General features: G+C 41.2%; 17 protein-coding genes. 6 read left to right on the top strand and 11 right to left on the bottom strand.

Annotated elements, in window-relative coordinates:
- Positions 1–41: 41 nt before the first annotated feature.
- Positions 42–404 carry a response regulator transcription factor gene (locus V7K35_RS18115; RefSeq protein ID WP_334795935.1) on the top strand — a complete coding sequence of 121 codons (363 nt, stop codon included), beginning with the start codon at positions 42–44 and terminating at the stop codon, positions 402–404.
- A 263-nt stretch (positions 405–667) separates the two neighbouring features.
- Here V7K35_RS18115 and V7K35_RS18120 read toward each other — a convergent pair whose 3' ends face one another.
- A complete protein-coding gene (locus V7K35_RS18120) occupies positions 668–1816 on the bottom strand; it encodes a hypothetical protein (RefSeq protein WP_335080590.1) in 1149 nt (382 codons plus the stop codon).
- A 682-nt stretch (positions 1817–2498) separates the two neighbouring features.
- Here V7K35_RS18120 and pheT point away from each other — a divergent pair.
- From pheT to V7K35_RS18140, 4 genes are all read left to right on the top strand, one after another.
- Positions 2499–4958 carry a phenylalanine--tRNA ligase subunit beta gene (gene pheT / locus V7K35_RS18125; protein WP_335080591.1) on the top strand — a complete coding sequence of 820 codons (2460 nt, stop codon included), beginning with the start codon at positions 2499–2501 and terminating at the stop codon, positions 4956–4958.
- A gap of 209 nt (positions 4959–5167) precedes the next feature.
- The gene (locus V7K35_RS18130) at positions 5168–5437 is read left to right on the top strand and encodes a YciI family protein (protein ID WP_273765426.1); all 270 of its coding nucleotides are present in this window, start codon (positions 5168–5170) and stop codon (positions 5435–5437) included.
- Positions 5434–5838 carry a hypothetical protein gene (locus V7K35_RS18135; RefSeq protein WP_335080592.1) on the top strand — a complete coding sequence of 135 codons (405 nt, stop codon included), beginning with the start codon at positions 5434–5436 and terminating at the stop codon, positions 5836–5838. Before V7K35_RS18130 ends, V7K35_RS18135 begins: the two co-directional genes overlap by 4 nt.
- On the top strand, positions 5819–6610 hold the full coding sequence (locus V7K35_RS18140) for a Tab2/Atab2 family RNA-binding protein (protein ID WP_335080593.1): 792 nt from the start codon (positions 5819–5821) through the stop codon (positions 6608–6610). Before V7K35_RS18135 ends, V7K35_RS18140 begins: the two co-directional genes overlap by 20 nt.
- A gap of 101 nt (positions 6611–6711) precedes the next feature.
- Here V7K35_RS18140 and dcm read toward each other — a convergent pair whose 3' ends face one another.
- The 10 genes from dcm to V7K35_RS18190 all read right to left on the bottom strand — a co-directional run bounded on the left by dcm (position 6712) and on the right by V7K35_RS18190 (position 19266).
- Positions 6712–8016, bottom strand: coding sequence for a DNA (cytosine-5-)-methyltransferase (dcm, locus tag V7K35_RS18145; protein WP_335080594.1), 1305 nt, complete (start codon positions 8014–8016; stop codon positions 6712–6714).
- A 74-nt stretch (positions 8017–8090) separates the two neighbouring features.
- Complete coding sequence (locus tag V7K35_RS18150) at positions 8091–9125, bottom strand: restriction endonuclease (protein ID WP_335080595.1); 1035 nt, start codon at positions 9123–9125, stop codon at positions 8091–8093.
- 169 nt (positions 9126–9294) lie between these two features.
- Entirely contained in the window at positions 9295–10494 is a 1200-nt protein-coding gene (locus V7K35_RS18155; RefSeq protein WP_335080596.1) for a DUF4159 domain-containing protein, read from the bottom strand.
- 279 nt (positions 10495–10773) lie between these two features.
- A complete protein-coding gene (locus tag V7K35_RS18160) occupies positions 10774–11805 on the bottom strand; it encodes a phage tail protein (protein ID WP_335080597.1) in 1032 nt (343 codons plus the stop codon).
- A gap of 148 nt (positions 11806–11953) precedes the next feature.
- Positions 11954–14176 carry a putative baseplate assembly protein gene (locus V7K35_RS18165; protein ID WP_335080598.1) on the bottom strand — a complete coding sequence of 741 codons (2223 nt, stop codon included), beginning with the start codon at positions 14174–14176 and terminating at the stop codon, positions 11954–11956.
- Positions 14173–14586 carry a GPW/gp25 family protein gene (locus tag V7K35_RS18170; protein WP_273769682.1) on the bottom strand — a complete coding sequence of 138 codons (414 nt, stop codon included), beginning with the start codon at positions 14584–14586 and terminating at the stop codon, positions 14173–14175. Before V7K35_RS18170 ends, V7K35_RS18165 begins: the two co-directional genes overlap by 4 nt.
- Positions 14587–14869: 283 nt before the next feature.
- On the bottom strand, positions 14870–15256 hold the full coding sequence (locus tag V7K35_RS18175; RefSeq protein ID WP_335080599.1) for a DUF4280 domain-containing protein: 387 nt from the start codon (positions 15254–15256) through the stop codon (positions 14870–14872).
- Between the two features lie 211 nt (positions 15257–15467).
- On the bottom strand, positions 15468–17393 hold the full coding sequence (locus V7K35_RS18180; protein ID WP_335080600.1) for a VgrG-related protein: 1926 nt from the start codon (positions 17391–17393) through the stop codon (positions 15468–15470).
- A 68-nt stretch (positions 17394–17461) separates the two neighbouring features.
- On the bottom strand, positions 17462–18073 hold the full coding sequence (locus tag V7K35_RS18185; protein WP_335080601.1) for a CIS tube protein: 612 nt from the start codon (positions 18071–18073) through the stop codon (positions 17462–17464).
- 38 nt (positions 18074–18111) lie between these two features.
- Complete coding sequence (locus V7K35_RS18190) at positions 18112–19266, bottom strand: hypothetical protein (RefSeq protein WP_335080602.1); 1155 nt, start codon at positions 19264–19266, stop codon at positions 18112–18114.
- Between V7K35_RS18190 and V7K35_RS18195 the strand changes: the two genes are divergently transcribed.
- Positions 19196–19886 (top strand): hypothetical protein (locus V7K35_RS18195; protein WP_335080603.1); only part of this gene is annotated, 691 nt, incomplete at its 3' end. The two genes, V7K35_RS18190 and V7K35_RS18195, sit on opposite strands and share 71 nt — an antisense overlap.

Genomic DNA, 19886 nt, shown 5'->3' on the forward strand with positions numbered 1-19886 from the left:
CACAAAATATAACAAATTTGAGCTAGTGAGAATCAATCAATATGGCTACAGTTTTAGTTGTTGAAGATGCTCCTTCTCAGTTGGAGTTAATCAATAGTTTTTTAAGAGAGAATGGACACACGGTAATTAAAGCTTATGATGCCAAAGATGGGATGAGTAAGGCAATAACTCATCGTTTGGATGCGATTATTACTGATGTGGTAATGCCAGAAATTAGCGGTTTTGAATTCTGTCGTCAACTCAAAAAAAATCCAGCGACTGAAAAAGTACCAATTATTATTTGTAGTTCTAAGAATCAGCCAATTGACCGAATTTGGGGAATGCGACAAGGTGCAGATGTTTATTTAACTAAGCCTTTTACTAAACAGCAATTACTACATGCGCTCAAATCTCTTGTAGAGTGAAAAGGGAATATAGGGATTCTCATTTTAATGAGGTACATGGGTTAGGTGTGCGAGTATCTGTGTTCATCTGCGGTTAATTATTTTTTCTGTACCTTACCCATGCGGTAACCGCTATAGTGTCCGTGAGTTTGAACAGGAATGTACCTTACCTTAACGGAGAAGTATTGTATTCAAAATGTAATCAACTCAAGTTGACAAAAGGCCCATTGCCACTATAGACAGGCTTGCCGATGCAAAAACTGGCTCCTGTCTGCTAGAAAGTTTTAGGATATGGCAGAGAAATTATAATTTGGGTTGTTGTAGCCTGGATTTGATATGGCGGATGTTATAAGGTCAGGACTGCTGAGTAAACTGCTGACATCAGTGCCGATAGCTTGATTGGGCGTAGTACTACCTAGCGATATCAGTTTACCACTAACAGAGAAATTCCAGCCTTCATTACCAACGAGTGTTTTGCCATCACCACTGGCTTCAATCCGATTTCCAAGGAGATTGCTGTTACTTACACTGGCAGTGTTGCCGTTACCAAAGATGTCATTGTTACTATGAGTCTGTGTATTGGCATTACCAAAGATGTCGTTGTTATTGCCTAAGTTCCAGTTACCATTACCATCTGTTGTGTTATCGTTACCAAAGCCCCAGTTGCCATTACCTTTGGTTTTGCCACCATCACCGTAGTTCCAGTTACCGTTACCGTTGGTTGTGTTGCTACTACCAAAATTCCAGTTACCATTACCATCGGTTGTGTTGTTACTACCATATAACCAGTTGCCGTTACCTTGACCACTGTTATTAGTAGCATTTACACCATGTAAGTTTTGAATATCAAATATCCAGTTGTCGCTGTTATAAGGTACAGGTAGACCGTTGCCTGTTTTAGGTAGGTTGCTACCACTCTCCTTGGAGGGAGGAGTGCTGCCAAATGGTAAGTTACCAGGGAGGTTGCCGCTAGCGGCGGTATTGTTAGCACTAGAGGTACTACCACCAGTAAGGGGGTTGCTACCGCCACCAGATGTGCTACCACCAGTAAGGGGCTTGCTACCGCCACCAGATGTGCTACCACCAGCAAGGGGGTTGCTACCACCTAATGCGCTGGTATCACCGCCAAGGACTCCGATGAGTTGATTGAACGGATTATTAGTATCAGTTAAAGCCCGCTCGTCAAGTGGTCGCTCGTAATTGTAGGCGTACTTTCCATCTTTACTGATTGTGGATGAGTTGCCACCACCAATGAAGGAAGCGAAGATATTACTATCACTAGCAGCGCTACCAGAGCTACCGCCACCATCTAAACTGCTGCCATCGGTGGACTGCCATTTGCCATCACTGAAAGAAAAATTGCCATTACCAGTTGAATTGTTGCTGCTACCTTGTGACCCAGTAGTCTGATTGCTATTGTTAGAAGTTGCCATTAGAATTAAACTCCTATTACTCAAACTTAAATTCCTCTATCAAGAGGAAGATATACGATATGAATGAAAGCATTTTTTGACTTTCATCTTCAAAAAAGAAATACGAATAAAAACAGCAAGTACCACACTTAGTAAAACTATAGAAAATCAGATTTGCATTTAAAATGAACAAAATTTAGATTGGATTGGCCATTGTTTTGATATTGTTTATGCAAATTTCAGCAAAATTGCCCGATAATCCTTCTGGTGAATGCTTTAGAGGTAGTTTTGGTAGTAATTTTTCGGCTCAAACAGAGCAAATTTACCTCTTTTGAGTACTACAATAGAATGCAATTACACTACAAAAAAGAGTAAAGCTTGATTTTTGTAGTTTTTGGAGTGACAAAATATTACCTATGAGGTTTTATCGAGTTTTAAAGATTTAAGTTTTGCGATCGCTGATGCTGTTAACTTCTTTCTTTCCAAAATTTAGAAACAGTGTATCTAGTTGGCTCAAACATATCTTCCACATTCAGAGAAGCCAAGATGCTAAGAAAAGATTAGCATCAGAGATTGTTCTGCTAGTCTAACGTAGTAGGATTGTTCAAGTGAAAGGGTACGCCTTGCGCGATGAGTAGCCATCGATCGCTAGTAGGCACCCTAAAATGAGAACAAAAGACGATTCCTAAAATAATCACATTCCATGCGTATTTCTCTAAATTGGCTGCGCGAACTAGTAGAGATAAAACTTAGTCCAGAAGAATTAGCTGAAACCCTGACAATGGCAGGGTTTGAGGTTGAAGAGATTGAAGACCGCCGCACTTGGGCAAATGGCGTGGTTATCGGGAAAGTGCTTGAGCGTCAACCCCACCCCAACGCCGATAAATTAAGTGTTTGCCAAGTAGATATCGGTGCGGATGAGACTTTAAATATTGTCTGTGGTGCTGCCAATGTGAAGGCAGATATTTATGTGCCAGTGGCAACTACGGGTACTTACTTACCCAACATCGACTTAAAAATTAAACCTGCAAAACTCCGTGGTGTCCCATCTCAGGGGATGATTTGCTCCTTAAAGGAACTCGGTTTGCCCACCGATGTAGACGGAATTCATATTTTCACTCAGGGAAATTTACCATTAGGTAGTGATGTGCGTCCGTTGTTGGGTTTAGATGATGTAATTTTAGACCTTACCGCAACTGCGAATCGTGCTGATGCTTTGAGTATGGTAGGCGTAGCTAGAGAAGTAGCAGCTTTAACTGGTGGAAAATTAAGCATTCCTGAACCTGGTGAAGTCTCTATTCCCAAAAATCCCGGAAATTTAGCTTTAAAAATTGCTGATACCCAAGCTTGTCCTGCATACATTGGTACGGTAATTGAACAGGTAAAAATTGCTCCGTCTCCCGAATGGTTGCAACAGCGTTTGCGGGCTGCTGGAGTCCGTCCCATCAGTAATGTCGTGGATATTACTAACTACGTTTTGTTGGAATGGGGACAACCACTGCACGCCTTTGACTTGAGTCGCCTACAATCTGTTGCAGATGGCGATTTAACCATCGGCGTCCGCTTCGCCAATCATGGAGAATCCCTCAAAACCCTGGATGGACAAACTCGCACCCTAGCATCCCAAAATTTGTTAATTACCGCCAACGACAAAGCCGTTGCACTGGCGGGAGTCATGGGTGGAGAAGAAACAGAAGTCCATCTAGGGACTCAAAGTCTAATTTTAGAAGCAGCTTTATTTGATTCGGTGGCAATTCGCCGTTCTTCCCGGAGTGCAGGCTTAAGAAGTGAAGCTTCTGGCAGATATGAACGGGGAGTTAACCGGGCTGAGTTGGAAGTAGCTAATCGCCGCGCCTTATCCTTAATTAGCGAATTAGCTAGTGGAATTCTTGTCCAGCAGGAAATTGCCGACACCCGCCCGGAACCCTCTACCTGGCGTCGTTCTATCGCACTGCGTTTAGACAGAGTTAATCAGATATTGGGGCCAATCGAGTTGGGAGAGGATACAGGTGAACTCCAAGAACAAGATGTTGAGCGCATCCTGACTGCATTAGGATGTCAGTTGACTCCTTCAGACAATGTTCCAGGAGAAGATACCACCCATCAACCTACATGGTCAGTTTCTGTGCCACCTTATCGTTACCGCGACTTAGAGCGAGAAATTGATTTAATTGAAGAAATTGCCCGTCTTTATGGCTATAACAAATTCTGCGATACTTTACCAGAAAAAGCGGAAGCTGGTTATCTGCCTTTAGATGAGGAACTGATTCGCAAATTACGAGCTTTTTTCCGGGCTGAAGGGTTGACAGAATTAATCCACTATTCTTTAGTCAAACCAGGAGAAGATAGACAGATAGTATTGTCAAACCCGTTATTTGTCGAATATTCAGCGCTGCGAAACGATTTGATATCTGGGTTGATTGACGCCTTTCAATACAATTTAGAGCAAGGTAATGGTGCCCTGAACGGCTTTGAAATCGGGCAAATTTTCTGGCGAGAAGAAGACGGCTTGCAAGAAACAGAAGCCCTTGCTGGGATTGTGGGAGGGGATATTTCCCTTGGCAAATGGTCAAAAAGTGGACGCGAAGAACCCATCACCTGGTTTGAAGCCAAAGGCATTTTAGAAAGTGTATTTCGGCAACTTGGCTTGCAGGTAGAATTTCAACCCGATCGCCGCGACGATCGCTTACATCCAGGACGTACCGCTTCTTTGTGGATTCAGGGTAACAGCCTGGGTATTTTTGGGCAACTCCATCCCCAATTGCGACGAGAAAAAGGTTTACCAAATTCCGTTTATGTTTTCCAGTTGGATCTAGATGTGCTTTTAAATTCTCTAGGAGAAGATGAAGTTCTCGTGCCAACATTCCAGCCTTATTCTACTTATCCAGCTAGCGATCGCGACATTGCCTTTTTCGCACCCGTGAAAATCTCAGTTGGCGAAATTCAAAAAGTAATTACCAAAGCGGGTAAAGATTTGCTCGAATCGGTGGAATTATTTGATGAATATCGTGGCGAAAATGTCCCCCAAGGACAGCGGAGTTTAGCATTCCGTTTAGTTTATCGGGCTAGCGATCGCACTCTCACTGAGGCTGAAGTTGAACCAGTACACAATAAAGTCCGTGAAGCTTTGGTGGAAAAATTCGGCGTTAACCTGAGAAGTTAGATTTTAATTAAATTCTTACCCCCCTTAATCCCCCCTTTACAAGGGGGGAAACCGGAAAATTTAGTTACCTCCCAATACATCGGGGATGGTTAGGGTGGGATAAAAATATTTGATACATCAATCATGACTTTTCAAACATCCTCTTAGAAGGAGATTGACTCAAGCTTTTGGCACAATATCTTATTAACCAGTAGGAGTTACAAGGAATCATGCCCAAATATGTAGTCTGGGGAAGTTACTGCGAAGACGTTCTCGAAAAACGCGTCCCCCACCGTCAAGCTCATTTAGACGGATTAGCAAAACAGAAAGAATCCGGTGTGTTGATTACTATTGGCCCCACCAAAGATGTTACGAAAGTTTTTGGAATTTACGAGGCTGAAGACGAAACCACCGTGCGCCAGTTGATTGAAAATGACCCCTACTGGAAAAATGGCATCTGGACTGAATACTCTGTCAAAGAGTGGATTCAAGCTTTTTGAATTGGGTATGGGGAATAGGGGATAAGTCTTTGATACTCGCTGACGAGTCTTTTATACTCGTGAATGAGTCTTTTATACTCGCTGACGAGTCTTTGATACTCGTGAATGAGTCTTTTATACTCGCCGACGAGTCTTTTATACTCGTTGACGAGTCTTTTATACTCGTGAATGAGTCTTTGATACTCGCCGATGAGTCTTTGATACTCGCTGACGAGTCTTTTATACTCGCTGACGAGTCTTTTATACTCGCTGACGAGCCTTTTATACTCGCCGATGAGTCTTTTATACTCGCCGATGAGTCTTTTATACTCGCTGACGAGTCTTTGATACTCGTGAATGAGTTTTTGAACTCCACTCCCCACCTCTTCCCACTTCCAGCGTATGAAAATTTGGCAGGCTGATTTTTATCGTCGTCCCTTACAAGATGCATCTGGACAAATTTTATGGGAGTTGTTGATTTGTGACGCAACTCGCAGCTTTGAGTATGAAGCCACCTGTCTCCAATCAGCAGCAAATTCTAATTGGGTTGCGACTCAACTTGAATTGGCTGCTGGTGAAAAATTGCCAGATGTGATTCAGGTGTTTCGTCCTCAGTCTCTAAGTTTAATTGAGGCGGCGGGACGCAATTTAAGTATAAATATCGAACCTACCCGCCACACTTTGGCACTGAAGCAGTGGTTGCAGGAAAAGCAGTATCCCTCAGCGCTGGATAAACCACCCCCAGCACCATTACCAGAAAACCTCTGGGGAGAAAAATGGCGTTTTGCGATGGCTGCTAGTGATGTGGAAACCAGATTTAGCGATCGCCCCATTCCCATTTTGCACATCCCAGAATTTTTGAAACCCATCAACTTGGGTTTAGCGTCAACAGTGCCCGTCCCTGGTGTGGTAATTTATGGTGGACGCCAATCGATGCGCCTAGCACGGTGGTTGCAGCAAGCCCGCCCTGTAGCTTTGAACTACATATCTGGCGCACCAGATGGCTTGGTACTAGAAACTGGCTTGGTAGATAGGTGGATTGTTGCCACTTTTGAAGATTCAGAAGTGACAACAGCAGCCCAAACATATCAACAACGGAAACAGCAAAGCCGAGGATTGCATTTTTTGTTAGTGCAACCAGATGATTCCGGGATGACTTATAGCGGCTTTTGGTTATTACGGGCAGAAGATTGATACTGATTGCCAAAAAAATTGTTCTGTTTATTCCTGCTTATTTATTTACTTTACAATAGAATGCCACTTACTTAAGACCAAGCTGTTGGACTGACTACCAGTTAAGGAACATAATTCAAAGATTGAGCAAGCGTAAGCTTAGATTTATCTGTTCTTTTTTGAGTATAATATAAGGCTTTCATGATCACTTCCTGAGCCACAGCTTTCACTACATTAATACTCACAGAATTTCCTAGTTGATGGTAAGCCTTCTCATCATTGGGATGAAGTATAAAGCTATCAGGAAAACCTTGTAGCCTTGCAGCTTCTCGCGGAGTTAGTCGCCGCACTCTCTGATTGTGATAAACTCCCAATCTATTAGCATCACTAGCAACCAACGTTACCGAAATCTTATTTGGATCTACAAACTTATAAACTTCAAATGAAAAGTTACCCGATAGAGGTTTATATTTATCATTAATAAGTTTTAGATATTTTTTGGTAACTAGTGAATTCAAAATTGTCCCTAAATTGGGATGTTCAAAAAAGCTAGCTATTTGCTCATGAGTTAATAGTTTGCCATCTTGTTCTTGTCCAAATTCTTTATTTCGTCTCTTTAATATGAAACGGTTCATTAGTTCAATTTCCTCAGCACTACACTCGCCACGCAATCCTAAATCCCAGGAATGAATAGAGTTTCCACCCCGATAATCAATCAGCCTTATCCCATGTAAGCGATTTAAATCATTATTAAATATTCGTTTCAACGCATTGATAAACTTTTGTGAGCAATTATATTTTTCATCTGGATTACTTTCCAAAATGTCGGTAACAGTCACAGATTTTTGTGGTGGATAAAACAAAGATAACTGCTGAGGATTATATGAATGTGAGTCTTTAGGCCCCACGTCAGAAATCAATTCAAAAGTGGGAGAAGCATCTAAAATTCCTACCAGATAAATGCGGACACGATTTTGCGGTAAGCCAAAGTTTGCACTATTGAGTAAAAAAGCATGAAAACTATAACCTCTTTTTTGAATTTCATGCTTAATTGTTGCTAAGGTTCGTCCTTGATCATGACTATAAAGCCCTCGGACATTTTCAAAAATAAAAGCTTGTGGTTTATAGGTATCGAGTAATCTTGTTATTTCAAAAAATAGTGTGCCTCGTGTATCGAGAAACCCTTCTTTTTTGCCAGCATGAGAAAAAGACTGGCAAGGAAACCCAGCTAATAAAAATTCATGTTCTGGTAATTGATCAATTAATCGAATGTCACCTAAGGATTTTTGAGCAAAGTTTTTTTCATAAACTAATTGAGCATCTGAATTGATTTCGCTGCTGAAAACACATTCACTTTCTATATTTAAAAAATCAGCAGCCTGTTCAAAGGCTAATCTAATTCCCCCTATCCCCGAAAATAAATCCACAAACCGAATTTTATGCATAGATAATAAGTTACTTTTATCCCAAAGTTTAATATGTTACGTATAATTACTTGTTTTTACAAAAAATATTCCTTTAAAAAACTACAAAGTACATCAAGCTCTTTAAGAGAAAATGCCACTGTACAATGACTATATGAACAAATTGTTCTCAGGGCATTTTCTCTTTGGAAGTTGCCAGCACCATCTAAGACATAACCTATTTTATATCCAAGTGTTTCAATTTGCTCAAAGCGAGATTTAGCTTGTCCTGCCTTACGCTCGATCACACTATTTGTAGTTACCTGAAAGCTGACTTCTATTCCTACATACTTATCTTCATTAGAAGCTACAATATCAAACGTTGTCGGACGATCATTAACTTCGGTATGGCTTATGCCTGGTAAATGACCATTTGCCTTAATATTAACACTAGGAATATCAAGGTTGTCTTCTAAATACTTTTTAACCAAAGTTTGAGTAATTTGCCCTAAAGTATTTGATTGAGAGCCAGCAGTGATACGACTAACCCATATATATCTTTGCTTAATAAATTTTTGCAATTTATCTGGTAGACCGATGTAGTTACCGATTTCACACTTTGCTAGTATTTCTGCTGTTTTTTCATCAATAGAACTACTACTAAACAAAACTACGGCTATTATGTCTTTATGCAGTTCCGAAAGAGGTTGATTCTCTAGTAGTTTTTTGCCACTGATGCCAAGCTTACTGTTATTGAGTTGACCCAGCACAGGTAAAACTCGAAAACTATAGTTATAATTTTGTGTATTCCATAAATAATCTAACTTTCCTAAAGGAAAGATGGAGCTAAATTGACTGTTTAATCGCTGAAGCATTTCACCGCCAAAGTCAGCTAGCACCAGTAAATGTTTTAGAAATAGATTTGCTGACATATTTGAAGAATTAACAATTTGAAAAAATCCCTCTAAGCTAGACACGTCAACGCTCAAAATGGCAATAAATTGGTCTTGAGTTTCAATGAGTTTTGGAATTATGCTAAGTTCAGCTTCTTGTCTAGATAATTCTGAAGGCCAAAACATAGAGGCTAACTTACGCAGTTGCTCAACAGTTCTCTGATAATTTGGATTTAGCATAGTAACCCGCATTCCGCACGTGTGATCGCAAAATATTGTGTTTTTGAAGCATAACAGCTTCAGCATTAGATATCAAAGTACAAGATATGGTTATCGAGTAGGCATTGCCAAAAAATGTGGAATAGGTGCAATATTATTTAAAGCAATGCCCACTCTACTAACTTGGCTTTCACCACTGCCCTGAATTATCTTCCTGTTGCAAACCTATCAACTGTCGCCGCTTCCAAGCAAAATGAAGAATATTAATTCCGAGTTCCTGAGCTGTACGAATGGTCAATCTAGGTAAACTCAAATCTCTATCCAGTCCCCAAGCAGTTGCTAAATCACCAATTGCTAGAATAATTCCTCCACCAATTAATAGTTTAATCTGATGTTGATTAACCATTGGCAAGGCAGCAAATAAGAAAGGTTTTGTCCTTAAAGGATGACTCCGTTGCAATTCTTCTAAAGGTCTTAAAGGACTATCTAACTGTTGTGCTAATGCTTGAGTACTCTCAATTAAAGCAGTAGCATTTGTTGGTGCATCAATGAGAAGCACACCACCTAAATTTAAGTAATTTTTTAGAGATTCAAATTCGAGACTATTTAAAGATATGGCCTGTCCACCTGTCAGATAAAGTATGTCATAGTCTTGAATATTTTCTCCCAAAGAAACCTGACCTGGTTCATCAGCCCCTCGCAAACTGGGATATAGGGGTTCTACTGCTTGTAACAAATAAGAAAGGCTGAAAAAATTACGCGCACATTCAGGATCACTATGATTCGCCTGCGCCATACACACAAGTGCTTGGGGACGCATTTGTGCCTGACGGCGATAACGCAAATCAATATTGTTATATCCAGGAAAGAAAGCATCCGCAGGTTGGTTAATATCAGTGTGTCCGGGTTGTAGAAGTATCCGGCATATTTCTATTTCTGAACTGCCTGGTATGGAGTTTCTTTGGTCAATTCGATAAGTTTCTTGAACAATATCTCTTTGCTGTCCGCGCCGCAATTCATCAGGGTCTACATAGCTAACTACTAAGTAGATCATGATTGGTTCAGAAGTTGCTACTTCTATATCAATTGGAAAATCATAAGAAGTCGGTACAACAATTAGATTACCTGCTAAATCAATTGCAATACCAGGTTGAATTTGCACCCAGCGCCCATCTCGATATTTAGCTTCAACTTGGCTTGGGGCAGTCACATCTCGGACACCTAAACCGCAGACAATTCCTGGTTGGTTTAAACTTTGATATTGGGCATTTTGCCGATTACGGTGGTAATCATGGGCTGTGCGCCAGCGTTCCGCATTGATTAGTAACCCGTCTGCGGCTTGCAGGCGTTCAAAGGATTTAATTGGTGGGGGTGGGAAAGGATGGGACATATCAATTTGGGATTTTAGATTTGGGATTTTAGATTTGGGATTTGGGATTAAAAGCCTGTTCCAGGAATCTCCAACAATACTAACTATTCAAGTTTGGATTTTAAATTAAATGTAGGAAAGCCAATGTGTTGCTTTGGTTTATAGAGTTGTAGCAACTGGCGTTGTATTCTGCTAAAGGCTAACGCACTTTTAATTCTTGATGATGCCGTACTCTTGGCGATAACACACCCTACAATTTAATTTTACTTACTTAATTACAAATTACAAATTACAAATTATTTAATTAGAAGGATTTTCTATAGATAGTTCATAGGTGCAAAAAGCAGGTTTTTCTTGTTCTATGATTCTTTTAATAAGTTCTTCATTGATGATGCCACTAGAAATATTTGAACGCAAACGTACTATAAAGTGATATGGTTGCCCACCTGCTAAAACTGCATTTCCTAGTTGTGCGTCTCCGATAATGAAACTTGGACCAAAAGGTTCTGTAATACTAATATGTTTATCAGCTTCATTAGGTAAATGTTCGTCTAGAGGTAAACCAGTATAAAGATGTAAATAGAGACGCAATCCTTTACGAGTTCCCCGCCAGCGATAAAGTTCTACAGCCCGGCTAATTAAACGCCGCTGTTGCTGGAGATCCCAAACTGAATCTACTTGCCAAGCAACCCAATGAGCCATAAAGGGTAGCAGTGCTTGTGGTGCTGTTAAGGGATCGAGGTTTGCCCACATGACGTTATAACTATCAACTATTGGTTGAAAAGCTTGCTCAAATATTTTGATGAAGCGACCAATAAAGTCTACCTCCCGATACAAAATTGGCAAGAATTCCATGTAGGCTGTGTAAGGACGGATATATAAATCAAAATACTCACTTCTCTCGATTTGTTCGTTGTCAGTGCCTCGGTCTATATGTAGAGTAATTAAGCTGCGAAAATTGAGAGTTAGTTTGTTTTTTTTTCCAGGAGCGATCGCTTCTTGGTCTTCAAAAAATGTGTCGGGAATTGAGAAGTAAAGGACAGCATCCATTTGTCCGCGAGGTGGTATCTCACTACCTTCTGTGCCAATCTGACACCACTCACTAGGAAAATTTCCGTCAACGCTTAAGCTCACCTGCAAAGGACGTTGTTCTAAGTTTTGCACTTGCACAATCATCTCGCTCGGATGCCCAGGATGCAAGAGTAAACTACGTCCAGATACATCCATATTTTCCGCATTTGCAAATGCTAAACCTGCCACAGGTAAAGCTTCAGGAATTTGCATTGGCGTTAATTGAATGCGTACAGATGGACTAGAGCGACTTTGAACCATAACTCCTCTACCAATTTTGGATTTTAGATTTTGGATTTTGGATTACTTTGTTCCCGGTGCAAGATTACCCAATTCCTCTTTTTCTCTTCCTCTGTGTTCTCTGCGCCTCTGTGGTTAATTAAATTAGGTATTATTCTAGCTATTAGTATCAGCGATTAATGATCTGGATATCATGATTTGAACGCAGATTGGTATTAGCCCAAGAACATATTAAACCTTCCGATCCTGGGTCAATCAATTGTTCTGGCGATGGTTGTCGTCGCCAATTTTCTCCTTGCTTGCGGATGGGAAACAGCAAAACGGGGCCTAAATGACGCACGCCCGGGGTTTGTTGTAATAATGCCACAATATCCGATGTATAAACAGGTCGCCCAAATGGCCAACCTTTGCCATCGATTCCTCCAGTTAATGGATTTAAATATTTATAGAGCGATCGCCTTAAATTGCTGCGAATTTCTTCTCTGGCAAAAGGGTTATCATAAGCAGGCTCTAAAGCAACTTCTGTCTGTACAGAAACACCTACGTAATTCGGTTCTTCTAATTCTATTTGTACCCCTAATAACCGTCTTTCATCTAAATAACTCATAATTTGCTCTTGAAGTGCATTACTCAGAGCAAACTCTTCTGGTGTCATCCCTTTGCCTTGGGCGATCGCATCTGTATTTGCGAATGGAACTATCAGCAAACTAACTATACCAGCTTGTCTTTGAGAATTTGCTGGCAAACAGCGGACACGCGCGATCGCACCATTCCCCGCCTGTTGAGCTAAAACTTCAAAATCTTCGGCAGTGACGGCGCGATCGCGGGTGCGGAGGATGCGGGGAGCCTTGATCACAGCTTGCTCCAATGATTCCGCATCCGCACCATTGACTGCTGGTACATGATTGATCACACTAGTAATATACGGATATGCAGACTTCAAAAACTGGATTGTTCCAGCTTGAACATTGCCTTCTCTACCACCGCCTGTACGATAAGCAACCATTTTAATCTCTGAGTCACGGGGAGGAATCGCCCCGTACTGGTGTTCAGATTGATTGTTTTCCAGGGTACTAACTTGTACAAATGTATCATTTAGTGATGGTTGCTGGATTCGTGTTGGCGGAGCCTGCCGCAGGCCTCGCACCTGTGTTTGCTGTTTAAGTTGGCTAGGTTCACGAATCAGCGGCCCAAATTGGATTGTACCAGTGATCGAATCGATGGTGTAATGAAAGTGATGCGACCTTGAATCAGCAAAATCTCTCACCTCAGTCCACTTCTGAGGCAATCCACCAGCCGGAGTAACTAAGATATATTCATTTTCTCTACGTTCTAAAATCGGTGCGCTTTGTAATTCAAAAGTCTGTCCGGGTTTACCCTCACTGATTCCTAGACGCTCATCTTGAATGAAAGTACTGTGACTAGCCCGTACCGTACCACCCATTGATTGCACTGCTAAACCAATAATTCGTGGTGGACGATTGTAACCAGATTGATTAGTTTCTGTGACAGTAAAGGTACAGCGTAGCCAGCGACCCCGGTAAGAGGTAAAGTTGGTAACAGGCCAATTTTGCGGTAAATGCAGACGGACATCTGCTCCTTGAGACGGGTTTCCGCCCTGTTCAGCTAGTTCGTAAAAACTGAAGCCACGAGTGTCATCATCTGACTCTTGCAATAAAACTGGTTGCCAATGTTCTCCATCCCAGGCTTCCCACTTCCGAGGCGGTTGATTGGGGTTAATACCAGCAGGCGTAGCTGCGGCTCCTTGGAAAGTAATATCTAGAACATTACCTTCTATTGGATCATCAGAAGCGATCGCTAAATAAAAGCAGTTACCAGGCTGGGGTTCCTCTTCAAATATCGATAGTTCACTACCTGTCCAGAAACCGTCAGATTCACGAGTCCATGAACTTGTGACTCTTTCTCGCAGAGTTTGGGGAATGTCTTCGGCGATTTGGGCAGTTAAGAAATGCTGTATCCTGGGTATGCCAATAATTAGAGGAGAATCTGTACTAAAGGTAATAGCTTCTGTGGTTTCAGTTTGGATAGTTGAAGCTTCTAATCCTGCTGGAATAGTGTAGGCTTCAGGCAGTGCAGCGCTTAAATAAAAAGTTAATTCCGTGCGGGCTGGGGCGGCAGGCTGGAGACGAATACCTAGTAATTCTAAGAAAGCTACATAATTTTTTCGAGGTACTTGGTTAAATCTGAGCAACATCTGGTCAGTTAACCAAGCAAATAACTCAATTAGCGTAATCCCTGGATCACTAAGGTTATGGTCTGTCCATTCTGGACAGTAGCGAGGAATACGCATAATACATTCTTCCACCAAATCATCGAAGGCGCGATCGTCTAAGTTGGAAGAAGGTAATTTCGGTAAAAAGTCAAAGTTCACGATTCCTCCCCAGCTGAAACCAAGTAATAAGGATAAACAAAACTATAAATATCGGGCCCGTCTTTGAGTCGATAATTGATGATGATATCCACTCTGCCACGTACAGGGTCGGGATCGGCGATAACTTCATCGATAATAATGCGCGGTTCCCAAACTTCTAAAGCTTCCAAGACATAAAGACGGATTCGCAGTAGCGTCTCGCTATTCAAGGTTGCAAACGCCAATTCTGACAAGCGAGATCCAAAGGTAGGTCGATAAAGCCGCTCACCTACCCCAGTGCGAAGGATAATCCAAATAGATTCTTTAACTTTTTGATCTTCACGGCTAAGTTGTATCCCACCTTGCACATTTAAATGCAGTGGATAAGCCAAACCTGTTCCTAAATAGTCTTTTTGCCCACCATAAACCATATCTGGTACTTAGACAGCTGTTATATGGATATCTTCAAAGATATCGGCATAGAAGGTTTAAGCCTATTCGCCAAAGGTCGAGATTGAATAGGAAAGGGGCTAACCCATGATTTGTCGCAAGTGTAGTATAAATATATCCGTTTTATAATACGCTATACAAGTTAGAAGAGAAGCTGTAGACATTACATCTGACTTTATGCAGCATTAAAGTTACTCGGCAAACACCTTCCACTCTTGACTCCCGATGCTAAACTCCTGAAAGTTGAAATTACCAACTGCATTTTCAAGGGATGAATACGGTTGTTTGACCGGGGTTAATTACCGTAATCACGCCCGCCCACGCACACATTAATTTAGATAAATTATTCAGCGCTGGGCTTTTGCCAATCAGAACAGTAGGCGAACCGGGTACCCACGGGGCAGGGATCACAGGCACACAAGGCATGGGAGTCAACACGCCAAGGGCGGCTGCGGTAGCGGATGCAACTTGTGGATTTGCGAGAGATAAACACATACCAAAAGGCATGATATTAACCAACGGCTTGTTATCCAAAATGTTAGCATCTGGTGTACGAGTCAATACCCGATTGATTGGCGTAACTACCAACAAACTTGGTGCTACACCAAAGCTACATTTGAGCGTTGCGCCAGAACATACTTGCAGAGCCATAGTTTATTTCCTTCACCAATTAACATACAAACAATTTATAATTTGCTATGATTTTTCGCCGAAAATTACGAATTACATTAGCGTAGCGTAAAGGCTACGGTATGGCTTCTCTACGAGACGCTACGAGAACGCTTAGAGCGAGTATTTGTACCCTTACAGGGAAGCAAGCTACGCGCAACATCTTGTAAAGAGCGTCATTACAACTTAGTAATTAATTAAGTTTAATCAGCGAACCTTTGAGTGTAATAATGCCCTTAGCTTGAATGTCTATAGTTGTAAAAGCATCTAATGACAGAGAACCTTTTGATGTCACAGAAACATTTTTATTTACATCGTTCATATTAATTTCATGACCGCCGCTTGATTGCACTAAAACAGATTTACTCATACGTGTGTCGTCCATTTTGATTGTATGACCACCTTTGGTTTGAATCACTATACACTTTTCACTATCATTGAGATAGATTTTGTGACCGTATATAGTTTCTACGCGAATACCTTTTTTACTAGTGTTGCTAGTGTTACCACCTGCACCACCTCTAGCACCTCTAGCACCTTTACCACCTTTACCACCTTTACCACCTTTACCACCTTTACTACCTTTACCACCTCTAGCACCTCTAGCACCTGTTTCATCCTCTTCGACAAACTGTAGAATATGTCCTACACGAGTTTTAAAGGTGCGTAATCTTACAAGACCTTTCGTCGTAACTGAGTCAACCACGTCTTCCGGCGGTGCATCGGTCCCGTTCCATACTCCGCCAATTATGTAGGGACGGTAGATATCGCCATGCTCAAAACCTACTAAGACTTCATCGTTCACCTCTGGTAAACAGTCGAAACCTCTGCTAACTCCTGCTCCCAAAGCTACAACTCTCGCCCAGTCACTTGTATGATCTTCTGTGAGGGTGGGAAACTTGACTTTTACTCTACCCCATCCCTCTGGGTCTTCGTTATCAGTTACAATTCCCACTAATAAAGTCTGAGATGGCAGTAGGCGTTTTTGTGTAGATAGCGTTGTGAATAAGTCACCAGAACGTAGTCCCCGGACACTGAAATCAGTGTAATAAACCCGCTTACTGTAGAAATGGCGGGTTTCTGTAACATAATACTCTCCACTATAGCGATCGCCCATACCCTTAAGACTAATAATTCGTCCCGGTCGAATCTCAGGATTACCCTCTGCCTTGGCATCTGCATAAACAAATTCTCCTCCGAGTTCATCACACAGAGCCTGAGCCATAGTATCTGCTTGTTTTTTAGTGGCAACAGGTTTATCTACAACAGTCATTTTGTAGGACTTAAGATTGGTAAATGCAGTACCAGTACTACTTCCTTGATTATTACCTGTTTTAGTTAGTTGCTCCTCTTTGTTTGCTGTTCCGGTAATCAATTGTTTCTTGGTATAGTCCCAGGCACGTACTTCCACAGAACTCACCTGTTCAGCACTGGTGACGCGAGTACTAAATTTATTAATATCAACCAGCCATTCTAGTGGTAAAGGTTTTTGAGATTTTGGTTTTGGTGGACAAAAATTTATTTTGCCATCTGTAACAAATAATTCAAAACCAATGCGGGCTGCCCTTTCCCGCAAAAACTCCATATTAGTTTGGTTTTCTTGGAAAACATACTCATTGACTGCGGTAGTTTTCTCTACATTGCCAACTGTTATCCCTACTTCTTTAGCTATTGTTTCGACTATCTTGCCATCAGTTTGGTTCAAAAAAGAACGATTATAACGACCTCTGTGAAGACGATGGGAAATATCATAGCCTTGAACAATCATATCAGCTTCAGATTTTTCATTGAAGTGAACTTCCATCCCTGTAATTTCGCCTTCAATCAGTACATTTTCTATCTCATCTTTAAAATTCTTATCTTGAGTAGTACTCGAACTAAAACCCAACGTCACTTTTTTCCCAATTTTAAAAAACCGCTCATGTCGCCAAGGTTGGTTTTGTGGTTGGTCAGATGTAGGATTATAGCTATTATGTATTACTAGCGTAAACATCGCTGGTAAATGAAGGCTTTCTTCTATTGTCATTTGCAAGACATCCTCCATTAATTCAGGAGAAGCGGCTTTTCCGTCTATTTGAATTTGAAGATTACTTAAATAAAGGCTTTCTTTAGTAGGCATAACTATTCTTTTGCAACTATAAAATGTTCAGAGCAATCTTTAAGAACAAACTAGTGATAAATTAGTATTTATCTCCTTCCTGACTTTGGTGGGCTTTGTGACTTTGGTGAGTTTTGTGAATTTTGTTTTCCAGTATTTCCTAGACTATTATTTGGCTGACGATTTGTGCCTTGAGATGCAGATTGAGTTCCTCCAGGAAGGTTTTTTTGATCTACTTCTTGCAAGGCTATATCTACCAGTGCCCTTACAGGTGTCCCATCACTCAGAAACATATTTAAAGTGTAAGTTAGACTCGTGATTACACAATAAAAATACTCTGTTTTCCATGTGAATATGTAAACAGGTGGACGACTGTCAGGTATTTTAGTGATAGCTTCTACACCTTTCTTGATGTTATCTATATACTTTTTCATTACCGACTCTTTTGTTTCATAAGTATCATATAGTAACTGTTTAAGTGTGAAAGTATAAGGCTCAATTGCTGAAAAATTTATCTTGGGAAGTAGAGTAGTTCCTCTATTACCATCATCATTTTTCCACCTAACAGTGCGAGCAAAACTAATGTCGGTGGGATTAAACATTAATTCAATATCTGGTGCTTCTTTGTTATAAGCTATAAGTTTGGCTTTCTCAAGTTGCGGTTGAAGCTTTTGAATAACAATAATTGCTGGACTTGGCATTTGAGTATTTCTCCGAAAATTAATTATTGAATGGGAATTTACCAAGGTAATCGGCCGGAGTGACCGCCATGACGCTCTCGCTCAATTTCTATCCGTTGTCGTAATCTGCTATAAATTTCACGGGCTAGAGCTTCAAGATCATCCGTATCATCTTTAGCATCTCCTTTAGAAGACAAATAAGTGTTCTTTATCGTCTCAGTTACTGGTTCTATGTCTCTAGATGTGTCGGGTGGAGTGACCTTTCCATCCTCAGCAAAGCCTCTAGGTGCAGGAAGGCGTTTAGCAAAAACTTGTGGCGATTCTGAAACATCAGAAAATTCATATTTTTGGCTGTTAGATTCCACACCATTAAAATTAAAGTTAGTGAATTCAGCATTATTTCCATTTAGTAAATCTTCCACACTTGACCATTGAGAAGGTGTGTTTGATGATTGGGAAGCTGTATTAGTAGTAGTATTAGGATTTGCTTTTCGGAAAATCAGGGGAGGCGATGAGTATTGAGGTGAAGGTTCACCTACATCACTTGTATCGTTTTGAAGAGGATTAAGCTGTGGAGAATTGAGGATCGAAAGTTTCTGTTTTCCAATATTCAACCCCAAGGAAGAAGGAATTAAAGAATTAGATACATGAGATGAATGAGTCTGGGCGCTTTTTAGTTGTAATGAAGTGTCTGGAAAAGAATCGACTTTAGTCGGAGTCTTTGGAGAAGTTTTTTGTTCTGGTTCTGTGGGATCGGGTGTCTGTAAACTTGGAAGGATAATATCCTGCGGTGTCCCACCAGTGTTGATGTCATGTAATACAGGTAGATTTTTCTGTGCATCCCTGGTATTAACATGGGAGTCTGTCACCTGACCATCAGTAGCATAACCTTTAGGTGCTGGCAAATTTTCTTTTGTGGTATTTTGCTCGACTTTAGGTGGTGTGTTTACTTGATCTTGCAGGGAAATTGGATTATCTGAGGTATCAACATAGGTTGATATTTCAGGATTTGTTACCGCAGTGGGAAATTCTGATTTTACTGTTTGTTCATTGTCAATAATTTTCCTGAAAATACTTGCAGTTTCACCAATTTCAGGCGATGTAGCGCTAATTTTTGGTACTTCACCAATTTCAGATGATGTAGTGCTAACTTTTGGTGCGATCGCAGTTTCACCAATTTCAGGCGATGTGGCGCTAACTTGTGGCGCGATCACAGTTTCACCAATCTCAGATGATGTAGTGCTAACTTTTGGCGCGATCGCAGTTTCACCAATTTCAGATGATGTAGTGCTAACTTTTGGTGCGATCGCAGTTTCACCAATTTCAGATGATGTGGTGCTAACTTTTGGCGCGATCGCAGTTTCACCAATTTCAGGCGATGTGGCGCTAACTTGTGGCGCGATCCCAGTTTCACCAATTTCAGGCGATGTGGCGCTAACTTGTGGCGCGATCCCAGTTTCACCAATTTCAGGTGATGTGGCTGTTATTTTGGGTACTTCACCAATCTCAGATGATGTATTGCTAACTTTTGGTGCGATCGCAGTTTCACCAATTTCAGGCGATGTGGCGCTAACTTGTGGTGCGATCGCAGTTTCACCAATTTCAGGCGATGTGGCGCTAACTTGTGGCGCGATCGCAGTTTCACCAATTTCAGATGATGTTGCAGTCACTTTTGGTGCGATCGCAGTTTCACCAATCTCAGGTGATGTGGCGCTAACTTGTGCTGCGATTGCAGTTTCACCAATTTCAGGTGATGTGGTGCTAACTTTTGGCGCGATCGCAGTTTTACCAATTTCAGGTGATGTGGTGCTAACTTTTGGCGCGATCGCAGTTT

Source organism: Nostoc sp. (genome assembly GCF_036917275.1).
GTDB lineage: Bacteria > Cyanobacteriota > Cyanobacteriia > Cyanobacteriales > Nostocaceae > Nostoc.